We start from the raw sequence: 19,309 nt of genomic DNA on the forward strand, positions 1-19,309 counted from the left end.
TGAGATTCCATGACACAAACACGAGTTACTAAAAGACAGAATCTCTTCATTAATGGAGAGTGGAAAGAGGCGGAGGAATATACTCCCCTCTATTCTCCGTATAATGGGGAAATATTAGCTGAGATTCCGAAAGCGTCCATTCAAGAGGCAGATGAAGCAATCGATGCAGCAGTTGCTGCACAAACAGCGATGAAGAAGTTGGCTGCCCATGAACGGAGCGAGATTCTTTCTAATCTCGTGCAGCTACTGGAAGAAAATGCAGAGAAAGCAGCTGAGATTATTGCAAAAGAAGCAGCTAAGCCGCTAACTACTGCTCGCGGCGAGGTAGCACGGACCATTCAGACTTACAAGTTTGCGGCACAAGAAGCGAACCATATCTATGGTGAAACGCTTCCTTTAGATGCAGCGCCGGGCGGAGAAAAAAGACTCGCTTATACGAAGCATGAGCCTCTTGGTGTAATAGGTGCTATTACGCCGTTTAATTTCCCTATGAATCTAGTAGCTCATAAGGTAGGACCGGCGATTGCGACCGGGAATACGATCGTGTTAAAGCCTGCTTCGCAAACACCACTTTCTTCATACTTTCTAGCAGAGCTTCTCGAAAAAGCAGGTCTTCCAGCAGGCGCCTTGAATGTAATTACGGGAAGCGGCCGTGTTGTCGGCGACCGAATCGTGACAGACGATCGTGTAAGCATGATTACGTTCACCGGAAGCCCGGAAGTTGGGAAAGAAATCCGTAGTAAAGCCGGCTTGAAACGCACGACTCTTGAACTAGGTTCGAATGCAGCTGTCATTGTCGATGAAGACGTTGACCTTGATCGCATTATCGGCCGTTGTGTGCAAGGAGCCTTCGGTTTCCAGGGGCAAGTATGTATTTCCCTGCAACGTGTATACGTTCATGAAAAACTGTACGATGCTTTTGTTGAAAAGTTTGTTGCAAAAACAAAAGAACTCGTGACAGGTGATCCTCTGGACGAGAAAACAGACGTATCTGCTTTGATCTCAGAAGGTGATGTTGACCGTGTACTTGCTTGGGTGAAGGAAGCAGAAGAAAACGGTGCAGAAGTGAAAACCGGCGGCAAACGAGACGGTAACGTGGTGCTGCCAACAGTACTTACAAACGTTCCGGCTGATGCAAAAGTATCTTGCCAGGAAGTTTTCGGGCCGACTGTTATGATTAATTCTGTCAAATCAGTTGACGATGCGATCGCGGAAGTAAACAATTCTCGTTACGGCCTGCAGGCAGGTATTTATACGAATAATATTCATAAAGCCATGAACGCCTCGGATGAACTCGAGGTAGGCGGCGTCATGATTAATGACATTCCGACATTCCGTGTCGACCATATGCCATACGGCGGTGTCAAAGAAAGTGGAACTGGTCGGGAAGGTATTAAATATGCGGTAGAAGAAATGACAGAACTTAAGCTTGTAGTAGTTAACCATAACATCTAATAGGAACTAAAAGGGGGGGAGCATTCCCCCTTTTGTTTCACCCTCTTCTTAGGATGATGCTTGAAACCCATTACCTGAATGGGATAAAATATAGCAGAAAAGGTGAGAACTAATGGATGATCGTATGTTTCGAACCGCGATGGGGAAATTTGCAACCGGTGTCACGGTAATTACAACCGAAGTAGACGGAGAAGTGCACGGTATGACTGCAAATGCCTTCATGTCCGTTTCACTTGATCCAAAGCTTGTTCTGATTTCTATAGCGGAGAAAGCTAAAATGCTTGAGCTAATCAAACAATCTGGTAAGTATGCTGTTAATATTTTGTCTGAACACCAGCAAGAGATGTCCATGCTGTTTGCCGGGCAGATAAAAGAAGAAAGAAACGTAGAATTCGAAACTTTCGAAGGGTTGCCAATCATAAAAGATTCACTCGTGAATTTATCTTGTAAAGTTTACGACTCCCACGTAGCAGGAGACCACACTTTATTTGTGGGTGAAGTATTGAATCTGAAACTGCAAGACAGCAATCCACTTGCTATCTTTGAAGGAAAATATAAAGAATTGAAATAGGCTTTTGTATTTTAGGAGGGGCAGCGATGAAAAGCATCCGTGTAAGTTATCCAATGTCTGATTTCGTACAGCAGAATAGTGAACCGTGTGTGATGGCGCTAGGCTTTTTTGACGGAGTCCATTTAGGGCACCAGGAAATTATCAAAACGGCTAAAGCGATTGCTAATCAACGTGATGTGAAGCTTGCAGTAATGACATTTTCCCCACACCCTAGCGCCGTTATTAAAAAAGGAAAGCAAGTTACGAAGTATATGACACCGCTTTCCGTTAAAGAAAAAGTATTCAAGAGACTCGGGGCAGATCTGTTGTATGTGGTAGATTTTACGCCTGAAGTCGCAAAGATTCCCCACGAACAATTTGTGGAGGACTACTTGATTGGCTTACAGTGCAAGCATGCTGTCGCCGGCTTTGACTATTCGTACGGCTTCAAGGGAAAAGGCAATATGGCGCAGCTTAATATTGACGCCGCCGGACGCTTTGGCGTCACGACAGTCGAAAAGCTGGAAAAACGTCACCATAAAGTGAGTTCTACCTTGCTTCGCGAGCTTATCTCTTCAGGGCGCGTGGAGGAGATTCCCGCATACTTGGGCAGCCGCTACGAAATGGAAGGTGTACTCGAGAAGAAAGGGACAGGCTACACGTTACGTATCGATCCTGACTATTTTCTACCTTGTTCAGGAAGTTATGAAGTAACTTTGTTGAATGGAATCGTTGCAGCCAAAGGAGTCTGTGACGTTAGAGCAGATGACCGTCAAGGGGAACTACAAATAGAAATGTTTCATGGGGACCCCTTTGCTGATCGAACCAAAGTTCGCTTACATTGGGAGAATTTCATTGCCGATTATCAGATGGATGCCTTTCACGCCCAAGCACGCTTTGATGAAATCGAATTAAGTATGTAATGCAGCACCCCCTCCTAGAGCCTTGCAATGCTTGCTCTTACTTCCTTATATCAAGGTAGTGAGGGCTTTTTTGCATGCGATGAACAGCCAAACATTGATGAAAAACGTGCTTACCAAGAAGCGGCAGCTGTGTTTGACGGAGAAGTGATCATCGGACAGGATCTGCAAACGATTGAATGAATACCTCAACAGGCAAAATAAAAAACAACGCAACAAAAAGGCGAAGGCACTCATTGAGGAATGCCTTCGCTTTTCGTGTTAATCTTTATTCCATTTCTTTGATCTGATCAATGGTATCTCCGAACTTGTCACTGTACTTGTCGTGGAGTGGTTCAATTGCTTTGCGGAATGCTTCGATATCAACATCATCCGCCTCTACAATTTCCATACCATCGGCAATCACTTCTTCTTTCGCTTTTTCCCCAATTTCTTTGTTAATCTCACGCTCTTTTTGAGCGTATTCTTTACCTAGATCAACGATTGTTTTCTGGATATCTTCCGGCAAGGACTCATAAAAGTCATTATTCATCAGAAGAGTCGCAGATGCATAGTAGAAGCCAACCTCAGATAAATGGTCCTGCACTTCATAGAGCTTTTTCCCCCACAAGATCGGATAAGGGTTATCGTTTCCATCAATGACACCTTGCTGTAGGGACGAGTATACCTCTGGGAAGGCCATCGGTACTGGATCAGCGCCTAATAGTTTGTAAGCATCAAGGAACATCTCGTTTTCTACTGTACGCATCTTCAATCCATCCATATCTTCAGGAGAATGAATCGGACGAACGTTATTTGTAAAATGACGGTTCCCGTTTTCCCAGAAGGCAATTCCTTTTAAGCCGACATCGCTCATGCCGTCCAGCACGCCCTGGCCGATGTCGCCGTCCAGTACGTTGTATGCGTGGTCTAGATCTCGGAATAAAAATGGCAGTTCAAAAACGGTGACATCCTCATAAAAGTTCCCGACCACCCCAGTGGTTACAAGGCTCATATCGAGACTGCCGAGCTGGACCTGCTCCGTGACATCCCGCTCGCCGCCAAGCTGTCCGTTACCGAAAATTTCAAACTCAACCCGGCCGTCAGTAGCTTCTTCAACAGCTTCTGCATATTGTTCCATCCCAATGGAATAAGACTCATCGGGACCCGCAATGTGTCCGACTTTGATTTTAATGACTTCTTCATCGGATGCCTGGGCGTCTTCCTTACTGTCGGTGCCAGCGGAACTGTCTTCGGAGTTTTCATCGGCACTCGTATCTTCGTTTCCATTCCCACACGCTGCAATCAAAGCAAGCATTAACAAAAACAAACAGGATAATAGCAGTTTTCTCATGGTTCTAATCTCCTCCCCCATATCAATTACCATTTAATATACACGTGATCATAGTGACTGGCAACACATTTATAAGATTATTTTAAAAAATCAACTTGTTTTTGAAATCTTCGATCCCTGGAAGGGGAAATAGTAAATACCTAGAAATATCAATAATTCTCCAAAAATTTACATTATTTATTCTTTCATGTCAACTGTTTGCTGTTAACACTAAAATAGTTTTTTTATATTAATAGCACGATGTTATTCTCCAACATTATCAAGAATGTGATACAGTCCGCATTGGATATGGTTTCGCATTTCCTCACATGCCTTTTCTACCTCACGGGCCTGCAGTGCGTTTACTATATGTACATGTTGTTCCATAAAGGGAGGGTAGACTGCTTCATGGCTAATGGCACTGCGCATATACATCACTTTTGTTTTGATAAGTCCCATTAACTGAATAAGCTGTTTATTTTTCGTACATTCAATAATTGAATCATGAAAATTTTGGTCTAACTGTGCTAATTTGTAGACATTCCCCTGCTTAAAAGTTTCTTTGATTATATCAGTCGTTACGGCAATTTGCTCATCGGACATCACCTGTATCGCTAATTCAACCCCTAGTATTTCCAGAATTTCCCGACATTTAAAGACATCGATAATATCCGTTCGTGATGGCTTATAAACTGTATTATCCGATTCAAGCAGTCCATCTTGAATCAGCATGCGCAAAGCTTCACGAACGGGGCCACGGCTGATGCCTAGTTTTTTCGCTAACCGAAGTTCGACAACGCGCTCGCCAGGCTCAAATTCCTTCTCTAAAATTAACTGTTTAATTAATTGATATGCCTGCAGATGAAGGGGATCTGCTTTCACAATGTGGGTCAACTTCGACTACCTCCCAAAAATCTGTATTTTTTTACTATTTTATACATTCATTTTCAAAAAGTAAACTTTTCTGCAAAGGTTTGGATAATACAGAGAAAGAGGATAGATAAATAAAAATTTCTTGAAATCATATATGAAACTATATACAATGGTAATAGAAGTTATCTTTATAGACACAACCTTTCTCATAATCAAACAAAAGGGAGGAAATAGAATTGAGTAAAAATTACGATGAAATCAAGCAAAAGTTAAGAGGGTCTATTTGCCCGGTAATCACACCATTTAAAGCGAATGGTGAGGTTGATTTTGAAAAACAAGCAGAACTCATCAACTGGCAGTTAGAAAATGGGACGCATGCTATTTCGGTAACGGGAACTTCCGGAGAGCCTAGTTCTTTGACAACCGAAGAACGTGTTCAAGTAATGGAAAACGCGATGAAAGCAATTGACGGCCGTGTTCCGTTTGCTCCTGGTACAGGCTCTGTCAATCATGATGAGACCATGTACTTAACGAAGAAAGCAGAAGAAATGGGCGTTGACGCTGCGATGGTGATCGTCCCTTACTACAACAAGCCAAACCAGGAAGCGCTTTACAATCATTTTAAAACCGTAGCGGATTCAGTTGATATTCCAATTATCATCTACAATATCCCAGGACGTACTGCACAAAACATGGAAGTTTCGACAATGGCTCGCCTAGTAAAAGATTGCCCGAATATTGTCGGTGCAAAAGAGTCTAACAAAGATTTCGAACATGTAAATCGGGTTATGCTCAACTGTGGCAGAGATTTCCTCCTTTATTCCGGGATTGAACTCTTATGTTACCCGATGCTTGCTATCGGCGGCGCTGGCTCTATCAGTGCTACTGCGAATGTCGAGCCTAAGAGAGTTGCTGAGATGCACGACGCTTGGGAAGCTGGCGACGTGAAAAAAGCACAAGACCTCCACTATGAATTGATGAACCTAAATGACGTCCTCTTTAAAGACACGAATCCGGCACCTGTAAAAGCAGCCCTCGGTATGATGGGTAAAATCGAGCCAGTTCTTCGTATGCCAATGGGTCTGCCATCAAAAGAACTACAGGCGGAAATCCGTGAAACGTTGAAAGAATATGACATCGACGCACCAAATCAGATGTAATTAATGAGAAGGAAAGGAAGAGTCAAGCCAATCTTCCTTTTCTTGGTTTAGTTGAAAACGCTTTATAAAAAATACAGGAGGGGTGTTTTTAATGAAAAATAGACGAATGAGACACTGGAAGTCACTCACCGCTGTTGCGGCTGCCAGTATGCTTGTGCTCGGTGCCTGTTCCTCTGAATCAGATGGCGGAGGAGAAGAAGGGGCTTCCGAAGAAACCTATACATTTGATTTTTCCCATATGTTCCCATCCAATCATATCATGGAGACGGACGTCGTTCAGCCTTTTATCGATAAAACAGCTGAATTAACGGAGGATCAAGTAGAGATCACTTCTTACCCGGGAGCGCAGCTGGCAGAACCGGACGCTCAATATGAAGCAGCTGCAACGGGTATCGCTGATATGGGCTTTAGTGTTCACAGCTACACACCGGGACAATTTCCGCTTACTTCCGTGATGGAATTACCTTTCTTGAGTGAAACCGGTACAGAAGGATCAGAAATCTTGTGGCAGTTAAATCAAGAATTTCCAGAAATGCAGGAAGAGTATGCAGATACGGAACCACTGTGGATCGCAACCTCTGAACCTGGTCAAATTTTCACCGTCGGAAAGCAAGTTAAAAGCGTAGAAGATCTGAAGGGAATGCGCATCCGCTCCCCATCCCCAGAAGTGAATAAGTGGCTGGAAGCAATGGGGGCTACACCGGTTTCCATGTCAATGAATGAAACGTATGAGGCACTGCAGAAAGGTGTTGTAGACGGAACAGTTGGTCCGTACCATACACTCTTAGATTACAGCCTTCAAGATGTTATTGACTATGTTACAGTTGGGGACTTCTATATGACGACATTTTATGCTGTGATGAACCAGGATAGCTGGGACTCGATTGATGAAGAAACACAGAATGAGATGGCAGAAGTAAAAGGCGAATACATGTCTAAACTAGTTGGTGAAACGTTAGATGGCCGTGCAGAAGAAGCTATTCAAGCCGCGAAAGATGCGGGGGCTGAATTTTACGAGCTGGACGAAGGCGAAATTGAAGAATGGAAAGAATACATGCAGCCAGCCATTGATGAATGGATTAAAGATAAAGAAGAAAAAGGCCTTCCTGGACAAGAAGTATATGATAGAGCTGTTGAATTAAGCTCAAAATAATGGGAGTTTTTTAATTATGGGACGATTAGCGAATGGATTAGAAGCAGTGTTAAATGTCTTAAGTTTAGTATTGCATCACATTTCTAATGCTGTTCTTTGTTTCGTCACCTTTCTCATTACCTTTGATGTTATTGGCCGGTATTTTTTCCACCGGCCGATAACGGGAAGTTTTGAATTGACGGAATTAGGGTCGGCAATTTTGGTTTTCTTCACCTTTGCGATCACACATAAATATAAAGAACACATTGCCGTTGGATTTCTCGTTGATAAGCTCCCGGAAAGAGTGCATCATGTCGTAGAGGGTTTGATTGAATTACTGATCTGTGTTGTGATTTTTGTCATGGGATGGCAGATTTTCCAGGATGCTTTACGCGCAATGGGGCGAAATTTGACGACAACAGACCTCGGCCTGCCCGTATATCCGTTTATTATGATTGCCTCTATCGGTGCGTTTGTCTTTGCTTTAGTAGCTCTTACCAATGGGCTCCAGCACTTTGTTAGGGCGGTGGTAAGATCATGAGTCCAGAAATGATAGGTATTATTGGTATTATTGTGCTGCTTCTATTGTTTATATTGAAAGTTCCGGTGAGTATTGCCTTGATTGTTGTAGGCACGATCGGGTTTGGGATGGTGCGTGGTTTTGATACCGGACTCGTTCAGTTAGGTAAGACCCCTTTTGGAACAGCAAGCTCATATTCCTTAAGTGTCATTCCGCTATTCATATTAATGGGAATGATACTTTCTTATAGCGAATTTGGGCGAGATTTGTTTAAGGCTGTCGATTCTTGGATTGGTCACATTCGAGGCGGTATGGCGTTGACGACAATTGGAACAAGTGCTCTTTTTTCTTCTATCTCAGGGTCGGTTAATGCTACGACAGCTACAATGGCGAGAATAACGATCCCAGAGATGAAAAAGTATAATTATAGCCCGTCTTTATCCAGCGCTTGTGTAGCCGCAGGCGGGACACTGGGTATTTTGATTCCGCCGAGTGTTATCTTAATCCTTTATGGCATTTTAACAATGGAGCCAATTGGCGAGCTGTTAATTGCCGGTTTAATTCCAGGGATTTTACAGATGCTTCTCTTTATGATCGTCGTGTTCTTGTGGGTACGCAAAGATCCAGAAGCAGGACCGGCAACAGAAAAATCAGGCTGGGGCGCCCGTTTTCGATCATTATCTAAAGTTTGGCCGTTCTTCGTGCTGTTTATTCTAACGATCGGCGGAATCTATTTCGGCGTTTTTACACCGACGGAAGCAGGGGCGGTCGGCTCATTCGGAGCTTTGATCCTTGCGCTCGCCACTCGTAGGTTGAACGCGAAAAAATTCATCCAGTCATTAGGAGAGACAACGAGATTGTCAGCGATGATTTTCCTCATTTTAATCGGGGCCGACATTTTTAGTCAATTTTTATCGATCAGTCGTATACCGGCTAAAATTACGATGTTTGTAAATGGCCTTGATTGGTCACCGATGATGATTATGATTGCAATCCTCGCTGTCTATTTTATACTAGGATTATTTCTCGAAGGAATTGCTATCTTTGTTCTAACACTTCCGGTCATTTATCCGCTTATTACACAGTTAGGATTTGACGGTGTCTGGTTCGGTGTCATGATGGTCATGGTGATGAACATGGGCTTAATCACACCACCGCTCGGGATCAGTGTGTATATCATTAACGGGGTGATGAAAGACGTACCAATTGAACGTATATTCAAAGGCGTTACCCCGATGCTGCTTGCGATGATAGCGGCGATTATCTTATTTTTAATATTCCCTGACCTGATTACCTATCTACCAGCTTTAATGAGGGGCTGATGAAAAGCTGTCAAACGCAGAACCACTGTGGTTGACAGCTTTTTTTTTGAAAGTACGACCGCCGAAATAGCGGTAGAGCGCGTATGAATCCGTGAAACAATGTAGCAACCGAAATAACGCCCCCAACGAGCGTGTATGATGACTCGAAGCAACACGCCACCCAAAATAGCGACCCCAACGAGCGTGTATGACGACTCGAAACAACGCAGCCATCAAAATAGCGACATCAAAGAGCACGTATGAAGCCATGAATCAGCGCAGCAACCGAAATAACGCCCCCAACGAGCGTGTATGACGACTCGAAACAACACGCCGCCCAAAATAGCTACCCCATAGAAGGCGTAATATTCCTTTTGTAAAAAAGAGCACCCTTATGGCACTGAGCCTAAAAAGGGTGCGAGGCATGCATTTATTTGGGGGAAGTGAGATTACTCAACGTGTCCCAGATCACACGAGTGGCATCGAGCTGCTGGCTGACAGCACCATTTGCAGCTGGAGGCTGAAGTTTAGGACCTCCCGGCCACGTGTGCCCGCCGCCTTTCACCGTGTAAAAAGTAACGCGCGCACGTTCTTGCTTATCTAGAAATTTGGTCCTGTCAACGCGTGTCGGATCCTCGAGCAAAACGGTTGGCAGGCGTTCTGTTTGAATATCGGTAACATCGAAGGAACCATAAGCAAAGGCTTCTGCCGTTTTACGGGCCCCAAGCAGATCATAGATGAAATACTTTTTCTCACCGGCGGCATCGGCGGCGGTGAAGGGGATGACCGGATCCGCATCCCCCATAATAAATACGAGTGGCGGCATATTCTCGACCTTGTTGCTGAATACGATCGGGAGAGGGCCCGCGACACCTCCCACGCCGGTAAATGTATTCGGAAGGTCGATAGCAAGTCGCAGGCTGAAACCAGAGCCGTTTGAAAAACCGGTCGTGAAAATTTTGTTTTTGTTGACGTGGTACTTTTGTTTCCATTGTTCCAGCAGCTCGGCGATGAAACCAACATCATCTACGTTGGCCGCTTTTGCTGGATTTCCGTCGACTCCTTCATTCCATTGCTTGGCTGCTGGGTTAGCAGGGTCAACATGAGTGGATTCCGGATAAAGGACGAAAAACTTCTCTGTCTCCGCAAGTTTGTGAAACTGGGTTAAGCGACTGTGATGTTCTGCGTTACTCGTCGCTCCATGAAAGCTGAACAAGAGGGGGAGCGGCGTTTTTTCATCGTAATCGGACGGAATATAGTAGACATAGGAGCGCTCTTGTCCGGCAACCACTATCGTGTCTTTTGTCAATTTACCTTTCTGCATATGCTGTGTCTCACCTCGTTGGCATAAAAATAGATAATCAGGAGGCTAAGCTCGATGAATTGCTTTGTCTTTTAACGCTTCAGCGGCTTCCAGCCACGCTTCATTCAGGCTTGGATGGGGGTAATAAGGATACGTGAGGTCTTCATCACGCGCTCCCATTTCAAGAGCTAGCACCGCTTGGCTGATCATTTCGATGGACCCTTCGCCAATCGCATGGACTCCTAATATAAGGTCGGATTCTTTTTCGCTGATCACCTTTATAATTCCTTCTTTTTTATTCATTAACGTGGCATAGCCGTTACCAGCTAATGGAAGATCACCGACTAAGACGTCAAAGCCTTCTTGTTTCGCTTCTTCTTCCGTGAGACCAACAAAAGCAATCGGTCTAATGCTGTGTGTGATGTTCGGAAGCGCGTAGGGATCCCATTCGCTGTTTTCCCCAGCTATCCGTTCGCCGGCTGTCTTTCCTTGCTTAATTGCTTCAACGGCATAGAAGGAGTGCGTTGTGACGTCACCAACTGCATAAATGTGAGGCTGATTTGTTTGCGCGGTTTCCGTGATCGGAATAAAGCCGTCGTCACTTACTTCTATCCCGGCAGCTTCAACACGGATCGCTTCCGTGTTAGCTTGCTGCTTACATGATAAAAAGACGTGAGAGGCTGTTCGAACCTGTTCTTCCTCGCCAGCATTCACTATGATCTCCAGATGATTATCCTGTGGGGTAATGTCACGGAGCTCTGTATTTTTCAACACTTTGATTTTGTGTTTTTTCATCAGGCGTATAAGTTCTTTCGTGATGGCAGGATCATAAGGGAGTATTTCGGAAAAGGCCCATGTGACTTTTGAACCGAACGCTGAAAAGGTTGAAGCTACCTCCACCGCTTGATAATCAGAGCCGTAAACGAATAACTCATCCGGTAGTTCTGTCGTTTCATAAATGGTGGAAGGGTCCAGAATACGTTCGCTTTCCGTCTCAAATCCAGTCGGGCGTCTGTACCTAGCCCCTGTCGCGATCACCGCTTGTTCAAATTGATATTTGTCAAACGCTTCTCCGTGTTCGACACCGATTTGGTTATTAGCAAGAAAAGTTGCTTCTCCTTGGATGACTTCGATATTATGCTTTTTTAAGAGAGTTTTGACCCCCGTTGTTAAATTAGCAATGACGCTCGCTTTTTGTTCTTGTAAGGCAGGGAGGTCAAACGTAACGGGCTCTTGCTGGATTCCAAATTTTTGAGCATCCGCGGTATCACGCATACGCTTAGCTGCTTCCGCGAAAAGTTTGGAGGAAATACAGCCGTTATTTAAGCAAATGCCGCCAATGGCTTCTTTTTCAATGACAGCGACTTCTTTGCCAAGCTGGGCTGCGCGGATCGCAGCATGATAGCCGCCGGGACCGCCGCCGATAACGATAACATCTTTTTCATGTGCAAAATCTCCAACGACCACTTATACCAACTCCATTAACAAGAGATTTGGATTTTCTGCCAATTGTTTAACGCGGCTAAGAAAAGCGGTTGCTTCAAAAGCACTGGCCGCGCGGGTATCATAAAAAAGCGCAATACTTGCTGTATCGCGAATAACGATCTCACCGTTCTGAACAGCCGGTTTTTCCGTTGCAGGGAATAAGACAGCGCTAGCTGCCTGGCCATTAGAAAGAGAAGGTGCTGGTTGATTGTTTTCCGCAAAATGAATAGAAAATGTCTTGTGCGAGCTGCTGTTGGGGTTGTCTGTTAAGTTATCATCAATAGCACGCAGAGTCTGATGCCCGACGTTTTCCAGTATCCAGTTTTTTCCGTTCGAGAAAACGTCAACGTGATAGTCTGCTAAAAAGCTCACTTTTTGTGCTGTTTCATCAACATGCGCATTTAGAGATGGGTAATCCTTCAGCGCAACCTGCATGGTTTTTACGAAAAAGGAGGTACGGGAGACGTCAAGCTGGTTACTCAGATCAGCAAGAGCCGTTACATCGATTTCAACACTTGTTGTACCGCTCGGTGCTGAGAGAAATGCCCTTTCATTCTGAATTTTTTGGGAAGGCGGTGCCTGCACAGCTGACGTTCCCGGTGTGTTCGTTTCGGCAGCGTGAGTACCTGCTGCTTCCTGGTGTTCAACTTCCGGGGTGTCGGAGGTGTCGCCGTTTTTAATGAAAGCATACACGTCTTCATCCGTAACACGGCCAGCCGGTCCGGTGCCTGAAACTTGTTCAATATCAATCTGATGGTCACGGGCAATTTTCCGTGTATACGGAGCTGCAAGCACACGACGTCTTGCGGCTGGTTTTGATGGCTGTGGCACATGAACATCCGTTTCATCTGAGACAGTGCCTGGCACGGGCTGTTTTTGGTCCGACTGTGGTTCTAGGCTCGGTGCAATCGCATCTGGCTCGTCTGTACTTGAGTTCGGGTCCGTCTCATTGGCGCCACCAATTTTAAGAATCGTATCCCCCACTTCAACGACATCCCCAACCTGGACTTCAATTGCGGTGATTGTCCCTGCCGAAGGGGCAGTGAGCTCAGCTGTCATTTTATCGGTTTGAATTTCAACGAGAGGGGCATCATTTTCAACTGTGTCTCCCTTTTTGACGAGAAACTGCAGAATTTCCGCTTCGTGCATACCCTCTCCAATATCATGGAGTTTAACATCTACCATCGTTTTGTGACGCTCCTTTCAAAAAATACACATTTGAGAGTTTTCTTCTTTATACTAAAACTCATAAATCTGGTCATTAATTATTTCTATTAATGACCAGATTGTATAGCAGTTACTTCCCTGGGTACTAACAAGGAAACCGTTCAGACCCTAGAAGTCGATAGCTTTTTCGATGGCAGCTTGGATTTTGGCGCTGCTTGGCAAGTATTCTTGTTCAAGTGAATAAACAGGTACTGGTGTATCAAAGCCAGTGACGCGTTCGATTGGTGATCGCAGATAAAGGAACGATGTATCATTAATGACTGAAAGAACGTCGTTGCTGACCCCGCCGGTTGCAGGTGCTTCATGAACAATGGCTGCACGCCCTGTCTTTTGAACGGATGAAGCAATCGCTTCTTTATCTAGTGGGTAAAGAGTTCGTAGATCGATCACTTCACACGAGATGTTACGTTTTTCTTCTAATTCCTTGACCGCTTTCATGGTATCCATCACCATTGCGCCCCACGTGAAGACAGAAATGTCTTCGCCTTCTTTCAATACAGATGCTTTACCGATATCAACATAGTATTTTTCATCTGGCACTTCAGTCCGGCTTGACCGGTAGCAGCGGAGCGGTTCTAAAAAGATAACCGGATCAGGGTCTTCTAGACTTGCGATCAAAAGTCCTTTTGCATCGTAAGCGTTCGAAGGTACAACAACTTTGATTCCTGGCATTTGCGTAAACAGCCCTTCCACACTATCCGAATGAATCTCTGGTGCACGGACACCTGCACCATACGGAGCGCGGACAACAAGAGGTACGGTATAGCGCCCCATCGAACGCTGGCGTAGTCTCGTAGCATGCGTCATCAGTTGGTTAAAAGCAGGATAAATAAATCCAAGAAATTGGATCTCTGCAATAGGCCGGAAACCATTAACAGCAAGGCCGATGGAATTCCCGATAATACCGGACTCTGCAAGCGGCGTGTCGATAACGCGGTCTTCGCCGAATTCTTCATATAACCCCTCGGTGGCGCGGAAAACACCACCGTTAATACCGACATCTTCCCCGAGGATCAGAACGTCATCGTTTTCTTTTAGCATGAGGCGCATGGCATCCCGGACACCTTCAATCATTGTCATCTTTTTTACTTTTACGTCAGTCGCATTCATTGTGACTGCCTCCTTTTAATAGCAAGATGATCATTCACTTGTTCTTGAATCGTCCAAGTAGGCGTATCAAACACGTGATCAAACATATGAGCAAATTCAGGATCAGGATAAGCTTCCATCTCTTTGATGGTAGACTCTATTTCCTCTGTAATTGCTTCTTCCCGCTCTTTCAACCAACTCTGTTCCCAAGCGGATTGTGATTTCAAGTATCGTTCAATCCGAAGAAGTGGATCGGCTGTCTTACGGCGTTTCTCACTTTCCGATTGGTCCCGGTATTTCGATGCATCGTCTGCCGTGGTATGAGCGCCGTACCGCCACGTCACTGCTTCAATTAAAGTCGGACCCTCGCCGGCACGGGCGCGTTCCACTGCTTTTTTTGTTGTGAAATACACAGCGAACACATCATTTCCGTCAATACGGACAGAAGGGATATTGTAACCTAATCCTTTTTGCGCGATCGTTTTGGATTTCATCTGTTTTTCCATTGGTACACTAATAGCGTAGCCATTGTTTTGATTGAAGAAGACAGTTGGTGTATTAAAAACACTTCCGAAGTTGAGGGCTTCATGGAAGTCGCCCTCAGATGTGGCACCGTCGCCAAAATATACGATGGAAACGCGGTCTGTTCCACGTTTTTTCTCTGCCCACGCGGCGCCGGTAGCGTGTAGTAGCTGTGAAGCAATTGGAATGCCAGGAGGGAAGATATTGACTCCTTCTGGCGGTACGTTGCCTTCATAACGTCCGAGCCAATTCAACAGTAAATTTCGCATGGAATGGCCAAATGTTAACGTAGCGGCATGGTCACGGTAAGTGGGAAACATCCAGTCCCCTTGTTCAAGAGCGACAGCGCTTCCGATCTGAGCTGCTTCTTGGCCCTCATATTGCACGTAGGTGCCGATTCTTCCTTGACGTTGCAAATTGACACATTTTTTGTCGAGCATGCGTGCCCGCAGCATATATTCATATAACTCCTTCGCTTTCTCAATCGTAATTTCGCTTTTATATGTCTCATCAACAAGCGCACCATCGCCATTAATGACTTGCTGCATCGGAAATTGGTCAATCATTCTATTAACCCCTTTCTGTTACTTCCTGTAATTGAAGCACTTCATCGAGTGCTTTGATAAACAAGTGATTCTCATCTTCTGTCCCGATTGTCACGCGAATCATGGTTGGATATCCCATCATGTGACCCGGCCGGATAATAACGCCTCTTTTTAATAATTCATTGTAGACCTTTTCCGCCGGACGCTTCGTGTCGACCATAATAAAATTCGTGTGGGACGGAAAGGAGGGGAGTTCCCGTTTTTGACATTCATCTTCTAGATAACGTCTTCCCGCGTCGTTCCACGTTTTCGTATTATTCATGAACTCCTCATCATCCAGAGAGGCAAGCGCTGCAACTTGAGCAAAACGATTCACATTGAACGGATCTTTGTTTTTCAGTAGTTCTCCTGCGATATCGGGGTGCATAATTCCGTAGCCGACACGCAGTGACGCTAGGCCGTAGATTTTGGAAAAAGTACGCAAAGAAATAAGGTTTGGGTATTGTTCCATGTAATCGAGCGTTTCGAGATAGTCGTCCGTGTGTACATACTCATAATAGGCTTCGTCTACCACGACGACTATATGCGCGGGAACGCTTTCAATAAACTCCAGCAGCTCTTTTGCACCAACAATCGTTCCGGTTGGATTGTTTGGATTGCAGACGAATATCATTTTCGTTTTATCGGTAATAGCCGCACGCATCGCTTGCAGGTCATGGGTTCCTTCTTTCATTTCCACTTCTACCGGGACACCGCCATCAATGATGACATTCGTCTTATAACGTGGGAATGTCACACTGGCCATAATGACTTCATCGTTTTCTTCTATATAGGTACGGGTGAGAAGTCGAATGATCTCGTCCGATCCATTCCCGAAAATGAGGCGGTTCTTATCAATATTCAGATGTGCGGCAAGTTTTTCTGCGAGTACCGGCGCTGTTATTTCAGGATAATAATGTGTATTCTTTATTTCATTTTGGACCGCTTGCTGTGCAAGTGGTGAGGAACCGTACGGATTCTCATTTGATGCCATTTTGATAACGTGGGTAATGCCGAGCTCTCGTTGCAGTTCTTCAACCGGTTTGCCTGGTGCGTACATCGCGATTTGTTCCATTTGTTTCCTCGGTTTGACTGTGCTCATTTATGTGGCCTCCCTAAAAAGTTCAATTAGCCTCTTACCGTTACAATATAGTTATCTCAATCTTCATGCAAGAACGTAAATTAAAGCTTTTAAGCTTTTATGTGTTAAAATAATTTTATTGCGCAAAAGCATTAAAGCTTTAAATGACATGCTTGCAAAAGAGAATTAACACGAATAAAGTTATTTCTACAACATTTCTTAAGTATTCAAATATTCTTTGTTTTTTAAAGGAGGCATTTTTGTTATGGCGCCACAGAAGCCGTCATTCTTGGCAGCTAGTCTTATTGTTGTGTTAATCGTAGCTGTTCTCGGTGTTACCATCCTCGGATACGGTGTTGCACCGCACATACCAATTTTAATAGCAGCGGTAATAGTGGGGATTTATGGATTAGTGCTTGGTTATAAATGGAAGGACTTGGAGAAGGCACTTTCTACCGGCATTTATCACGGAACACCGGCAATTATTATTTTATTGCTAATTGGAACGTTAGTAGGGGTGTGGGTGCTGAATGGCACGGTTCAAACCATTACCTATTACGGACTTCAAATTCTGTCACCTACCTTTTTCCTTGTGTCTGCAGTGGCAATTACCGCGGTTGTCGCGATTGCTGCCGGAAGTTCGTTGAGTGCCATTAGTACGATCGGGATTGCTTTAATGGGAGTGGCTTACGGAATGGGTATCTCACCGGCAATGACAGCGGGAGCAATTGTAAGCGGTGCCATTTTTGGGGATAAAATGTCACCGCTCTCAGATACTACCAATTTGGCAGCAGCTACAGCAAAAGTGGATATTTTTCAGCATATAAAGCATATGATGTGGACGACCATCCCGAGTCTTGTGATTACGATGCTCATCTTTACGGTTATCGGACTGTCCACAAGCAAAGATGCAGCCGATATCAGCCAAGTAGAAGAAATGGTTCAGATTTTGAATAACGAGTTTACTATCAGCCTTGTGACATTGTTGTCACCATTATTAATCGTGATTTTAGCCATGCGGCGTATAAATCCTATTCCAGCTCTTATCATCGGACTTGTAGTTGCTGTTCTGACAGCCTTTTATACGGTACCAGGTGTGACATTCGGCGATATTATGAATGCAGCGCATGTTGGCTATACAGCCGAGACGGGCAATGAAGCAATTGATAATCTTCTGTCCTTGGGCGGATTGGAAAGCATGTTATTCGGTGTGTCGCTCATCCTGATATCTCTGTCGCTTGGAGGTATGGTCAGTGAAATCGGTCTTACCCATGCGATTATTGATGGTTTTAAAAGCTTTTTACAAACACGTGGCAACGTCATCATGTTAACTGTATTCTCTTGTTTAGGAATTAACGTAACGGTTGGAGAACAGTATTTATCGATTATTTTGCCGGGGCAGATGTTGGAAGACAGTTACAAAAGGGCGAATATGCATCCCGTAAACTTATCACGAACACTCGAGGATGCCGGTACAATCATTCACCCGATTATCCCGTGGGGTGTTATCGGTGCCTTTATCATGACGACATTAAACATCGGAGTTGAATATGTTCCGTATACGTTTATCAGCTTTATCACACCGCTTATAGCAATTATTTACGGGTATACTGGCTTTTCGCTGAAGCCACTAGCTTCAACCGGGGGATATAGTTACCAGGATGCAAGCGGAACTGAGGAGGAAGAAGAGAAAAGATTCTATAAATCATAGAATCATAAAGGCCGTCTCTATGGTTGACACCTAGAGACGGCCCATTTGTAGGTTTATGCGCGCTGCATGTCCTCTTTTTCAATTTTTTGCAGGCGTTCTTCCACTTCTTCAGGAGAGAGTTTATTTTCAATAACGTAACGGTTGCGCGGGGAAACCCGGCATTCGTGCGTACAGCCGCCAAGGTATTTATGCTCGTTCTCTTCGGAACAGATGATTTGCTTGTTACAGTCAGGTTCGGCACAGTTAATGTAGCGCTCACACGGAGTACCGTCGAAATAGTCGCGGCCGACAATGTTGTGTTCAATCTGGTTGATCGGTACGCTGATCCGCTCGTCGAATACATAGCATTTACCGTCCCAAAGGTCGCCTTTTACTTCTTCATCTTTTGCGTAGGTGACAATACCGCCATGCAACTGAGCCACATCTTCAAATCCTTGCTTTTTCAGCCAGCCAGAAAATTTCTCACAACGAATGCCACCTGTGCAGTACGTTAAGATTTTCTTGCCTTCAAGTTTATTCTTGTTTTCTTCCACCCATTCTGGTAATTCACGGAAAGTGCTGATATCCGGGCGGATAGCGCCGCGGAAATGACCGAGATCATATTCATAGTCATTGCGCGCGTCGAGAACGACGGTGTCTTCTTCCAAAAGGGCATCGCGAAATTCTTTCGGACTCAGATACTCGCCCGTTACCTCTTTCGGGTTCACGTCATCTTCCAGACGAAGGGTGACGAGTTCCGGCCGAGGACGCACGTGCATTTTTTTGAAAGCATGTCCCTCTGCTTCGTCTATTTTGAAAACAATACCCGCGAAACGCGGATCATTTTTTAGGTCATCCATGTATTTCGTTGTCTGTTCTACCGTGCCGGATACGGTACCGTTAATTCCTTCTTTAGCCACGAGAATACGGCCTTTTAGTTCGAGGTCTTTGCAATAAGCAAGGTGCTCTGCTGCAAAAGCTTCCGGATCTTCAATGGGGGTGTAATAGTAATAAAGAAGTACACGGTAATTCAATTTTTCCATTTCCATCACCTATCTGTGTTATATTTGCAAGATATAATCTCGTATAGGTGTATACGATGTCT

The 19,309-nt window shown here is 44.7% G+C and carries 18 protein-coding genes; 9 read left to right on the forward strand and 9 right to left on the reverse strand.

All coding sequences use genetic code 11. From position 1 onward, the window contains the following. Positions 1-9: 9 nt before the first annotated feature. The 4 genes from LOR49_RS11320 to LOR49_RS11335 all read left to right on the forward strand — a co-directional run bounded on the left by LOR49_RS11320 (position 10) and on the right by LOR49_RS11335 (position 3,108). Entirely contained in the window at positions 10-1,455 is a 1,446-nt protein-coding gene (locus LOR49_RS11320) for an aldehyde dehydrogenase family protein (RefSeq protein WP_240376811.1), read from the forward strand. A 112-nt stretch (positions 1,456-1,567) separates the two neighbouring features. Further along, a complete protein-coding gene (locus tag LOR49_RS11325) occupies positions 1,568-2,026 on the forward strand; it encodes a flavin reductase family protein (RefSeq protein ID WP_240376812.1) in 459 nt (152 codons plus the stop codon). 26 nt (positions 2,027-2,052) lie between these two features. Further along, on the forward strand, positions 2,053-2,928 hold the full coding sequence (locus tag LOR49_RS11330) for an FAD synthetase family protein (protein ID WP_240376813.1): 876 nt from the start codon (positions 2,053-2,055) through the stop codon (positions 2,926-2,928). A 27-nt stretch (positions 2,929-2,955) separates the two neighbouring features. After that, complete coding sequence (locus LOR49_RS11335; protein ID WP_240376814.1) at positions 2,956-3,108, forward strand: hypothetical protein; 153 nt, start codon at positions 2,956-2,958, stop codon at positions 3,106-3,108. Positions 3,109-3,193: 85 nt separating this feature from the next. Here the strand turns inward: LOR49_RS11335 and LOR49_RS11340 are convergent, their stop codons facing one another. Continuing rightward, entirely contained in the window at positions 3,194-4,258 is a 1,065-nt protein-coding gene (locus LOR49_RS11340) for a TRAP transporter substrate-binding protein (protein ID WP_240376815.1), read from the reverse strand. A gap of 243 nt (positions 4,259-4,501) precedes the next feature. After that, on the reverse strand, positions 4,502-5,131 hold the full coding sequence (locus LOR49_RS11345; RefSeq protein WP_240376816.1) for a GntR family transcriptional regulator: 630 nt from the start codon (positions 5,129-5,131) through the stop codon (positions 4,502-4,504). A 215-nt stretch (positions 5,132-5,346) separates the two neighbouring features. Between LOR49_RS11345 and hpaI the strand changes: the two genes are divergently transcribed. The 4 genes from hpaI (at position 5,347) to LOR49_RS11365 (ending at position 9,244) form a co-directional block, all read left to right on the forward strand. Beyond that, positions 5,347-6,270 (forward strand): 2,4-dihydroxyhept-2-ene-1,7-dioic acid aldolase, encoded by a 924-nt coding sequence (hpaI, locus tag LOR49_RS11350; RefSeq protein ID WP_240376817.1) that lies wholly within the window; start codon positions 5,347-5,349, stop codon positions 6,268-6,270. Between the two features lie 91 nt (positions 6,271-6,361). Continuing rightward, positions 6,362-7,423, forward strand: coding sequence for a TRAP transporter substrate-binding protein (locus tag LOR49_RS11355; RefSeq protein ID WP_240376818.1), 1,062 nt, complete (start codon positions 6,362-6,364; stop codon positions 7,421-7,423). A 16-nt stretch (positions 7,424-7,439) separates the two neighbouring features. Next, on the forward strand, positions 7,440-7,943 hold the full coding sequence (locus tag LOR49_RS11360; RefSeq protein WP_240376819.1) for a TRAP transporter small permease: 504 nt from the start codon (positions 7,440-7,442) through the stop codon (positions 7,941-7,943). After that, positions 7,940-9,244 (forward strand): TRAP transporter large permease, encoded by a 1,305-nt coding sequence (locus tag LOR49_RS11365; protein ID WP_240376820.1) that lies wholly within the window; start codon positions 7,940-7,942, stop codon positions 9,242-9,244. The genes LOR49_RS11360 and LOR49_RS11365 overlap by 4 nt, the downstream gene beginning before the upstream one ends. Before the next feature lie 409 nt (positions 9,245-9,653). Here the strand turns inward: LOR49_RS11365 and LOR49_RS11370 are convergent, their stop codons facing one another. From LOR49_RS11370 to hisC, 6 genes are all read right to left on the reverse strand, one after another. Beyond that, positions 9,654-10,547: a CE1 family esterase gene (locus tag LOR49_RS11370; RefSeq protein WP_240376821.1), complete on the reverse strand. Its 894-nt coding sequence runs from the start codon at positions 10,545-10,547 to the stop codon at positions 9,654-9,656. A 45-nt stretch (positions 10,548-10,592) separates the two neighbouring features. After that, positions 10,593-11,993 carry a dihydrolipoyl dehydrogenase family protein gene (locus tag LOR49_RS11375; RefSeq protein WP_240376822.1) on the reverse strand — a complete coding sequence of 467 codons (1,401 nt, stop codon included), beginning with the start codon at positions 11,991-11,993 and terminating at the stop codon, positions 10,593-10,595. Beyond that, on the reverse strand, positions 11,994-13,196 hold the full coding sequence (locus LOR49_RS11380; RefSeq protein ID WP_240376823.1) for a biotin/lipoyl-containing protein: 1,203 nt from the start codon (positions 13,194-13,196) through the stop codon (positions 11,994-11,996). It abuts the gene before it with no gap. 150 nt (positions 13,197-13,346) lie between these two features. Further along, positions 13,347-14,348, reverse strand: coding sequence for an alpha-ketoacid dehydrogenase subunit beta (locus LOR49_RS11385; protein WP_240376824.1), 1,002 nt, complete (start codon positions 14,346-14,348; stop codon positions 13,347-13,349). Then, positions 14,345-15,415: a pyruvate dehydrogenase (acetyl-transferring) E1 component subunit alpha gene (gene pdhA / locus LOR49_RS11390; protein ID WP_240376825.1), complete on the reverse strand. Its 1,071-nt coding sequence runs from the start codon at positions 15,413-15,415 to the stop codon at positions 14,345-14,347. Before pdhA ends, LOR49_RS11385 begins: the two co-directional genes overlap by 4 nt. Before the next feature lie 4 nt (positions 15,416-15,419). Continuing rightward, positions 15,420-16,535 carry a histidinol-phosphate transaminase gene (hisC, locus tag LOR49_RS11395; RefSeq protein ID WP_240376826.1) on the reverse strand — a complete coding sequence of 372 codons (1,116 nt, stop codon included), beginning with the start codon at positions 16,533-16,535 and terminating at the stop codon, positions 15,420-15,422. 244 nt (positions 16,536-16,779) lie between these two features. Between hisC and nhaC the strand changes: the two genes are divergently transcribed. Further along, positions 16,780-18,225, forward strand: a complete 1,446-nt coding sequence (gene nhaC / locus LOR49_RS11400; protein WP_240376827.1) for a Na+/H+ antiporter NhaC — start codon at positions 16,780-16,782, stop codon at positions 18,223-18,225. 53 nt (positions 18,226-18,278) lie between these two features. On the opposite strand, the gene trhO is transcribed toward nhaC, so the two are convergent. Continuing rightward, positions 18,279-19,253, reverse strand: a complete 975-nt coding sequence (gene trhO / locus LOR49_RS11405; protein WP_240376828.1) for an oxygen-dependent tRNA uridine(34) hydroxylase TrhO — start codon at positions 19,251-19,253, stop codon at positions 18,279-18,281. Positions 19,254-19,309 lie beyond the last annotated feature (56 nt).

It is taken from the genome of Bacillus piscicola (assembly GCF_022458745.1).
GTDB lineage: Bacteria > Bacillota > Bacilli > Bacillales > Marinococcaceae > Alteribacillus_A > Alteribacillus_A piscicola.

Bases quoted from the DNA above. Each gene is read 5' to 3' on its own strand.
- LOR49_RS11320 (WP_240376811.1), top strand. From the start codon at position 10: ATGACACAAACACGAGTTACTAAAAGACAGAATCTCTTCATTAATGGA.
- LOR49_RS11325 (WP_240376812.1), top strand. From the start codon at position 1,568: ATGGATGATCGTATGTTTCGAACCGCGATGGGGAAATTTGCAACCGGT.
- LOR49_RS11330 (WP_240376813.1), top strand. From the start codon at position 2,053: ATGAAAAGCATCCGTGTAAGTTATCCAATGTCTGATTTCGTACAGCAG.
- LOR49_RS11335 (WP_240376814.1), top strand. From the start codon at position 2,956: ATGCTTGCTCTTACTTCCTTATATCAAGGTAGTGAGGGCTTTTTTGCA.
- LOR49_RS11340 (WP_240376815.1), bottom strand. From the start codon at position 4,258: ATGAGAAAACTGCTATTATCCTGTTTGTTTTTGTTAATGCTTGCTTTG.
- LOR49_RS11355 (WP_240376818.1), top strand. From the start codon at position 6,362: ATGAAAAATAGACGAATGAGACACTGGAAGTCACTCACCGCTGTTGCG.
- LOR49_RS11360 (WP_240376819.1), top strand. From the start codon at position 7,440: ATGGGACGATTAGCGAATGGATTAGAAGCAGTGTTAAATGTCTTAAGT.
- LOR49_RS11365 (WP_240376820.1), top strand. From the start codon at position 7,940: ATGAGTCCAGAAATGATAGGTATTATTGGTATTATTGTGCTGCTTCTA.
- LOR49_RS11370 (WP_240376821.1), bottom strand. From the start codon at position 10,547: ATGCAGAAAGGTAAATTGACAAAAGACACGATAGTGGTTGCCGGACAA.
- LOR49_RS11380 (WP_240376823.1), bottom strand. From the start codon at position 13,196: ATGGTAGATGTTAAACTCCATGATATTGGAGAGGGTATGCACGAAGCG.
- LOR49_RS11385 (WP_240376824.1), bottom strand. From the start codon at position 14,348: ATGAATGCGACTGACGTAAAAGTAAAAAAGATGACAATGATTGAAGGT.
- pdhA (WP_240376825.1), bottom strand. From the start codon at position 15,415: ATGATTGACCAATTTCCGATGCAGCAAGTCATTAATGGCGATGGTGCG.
- hisC (WP_240376826.1), bottom strand. From the start codon at position 16,535: ATGAGCACAGTCAAACCGAGGAAACAAATGGAACAAATCGCGATGTAC.
- nhaC (WP_240376827.1), top strand. From the start codon at position 16,780: ATGGCGCCACAGAAGCCGTCATTCTTGGCAGCTAGTCTTATTGTTGTG.
- trhO (WP_240376828.1), bottom strand. From the start codon at position 19,253: ATGGAAATGGAAAAATTGAATTACCGTGTACTTCTTTATTACTATTAC.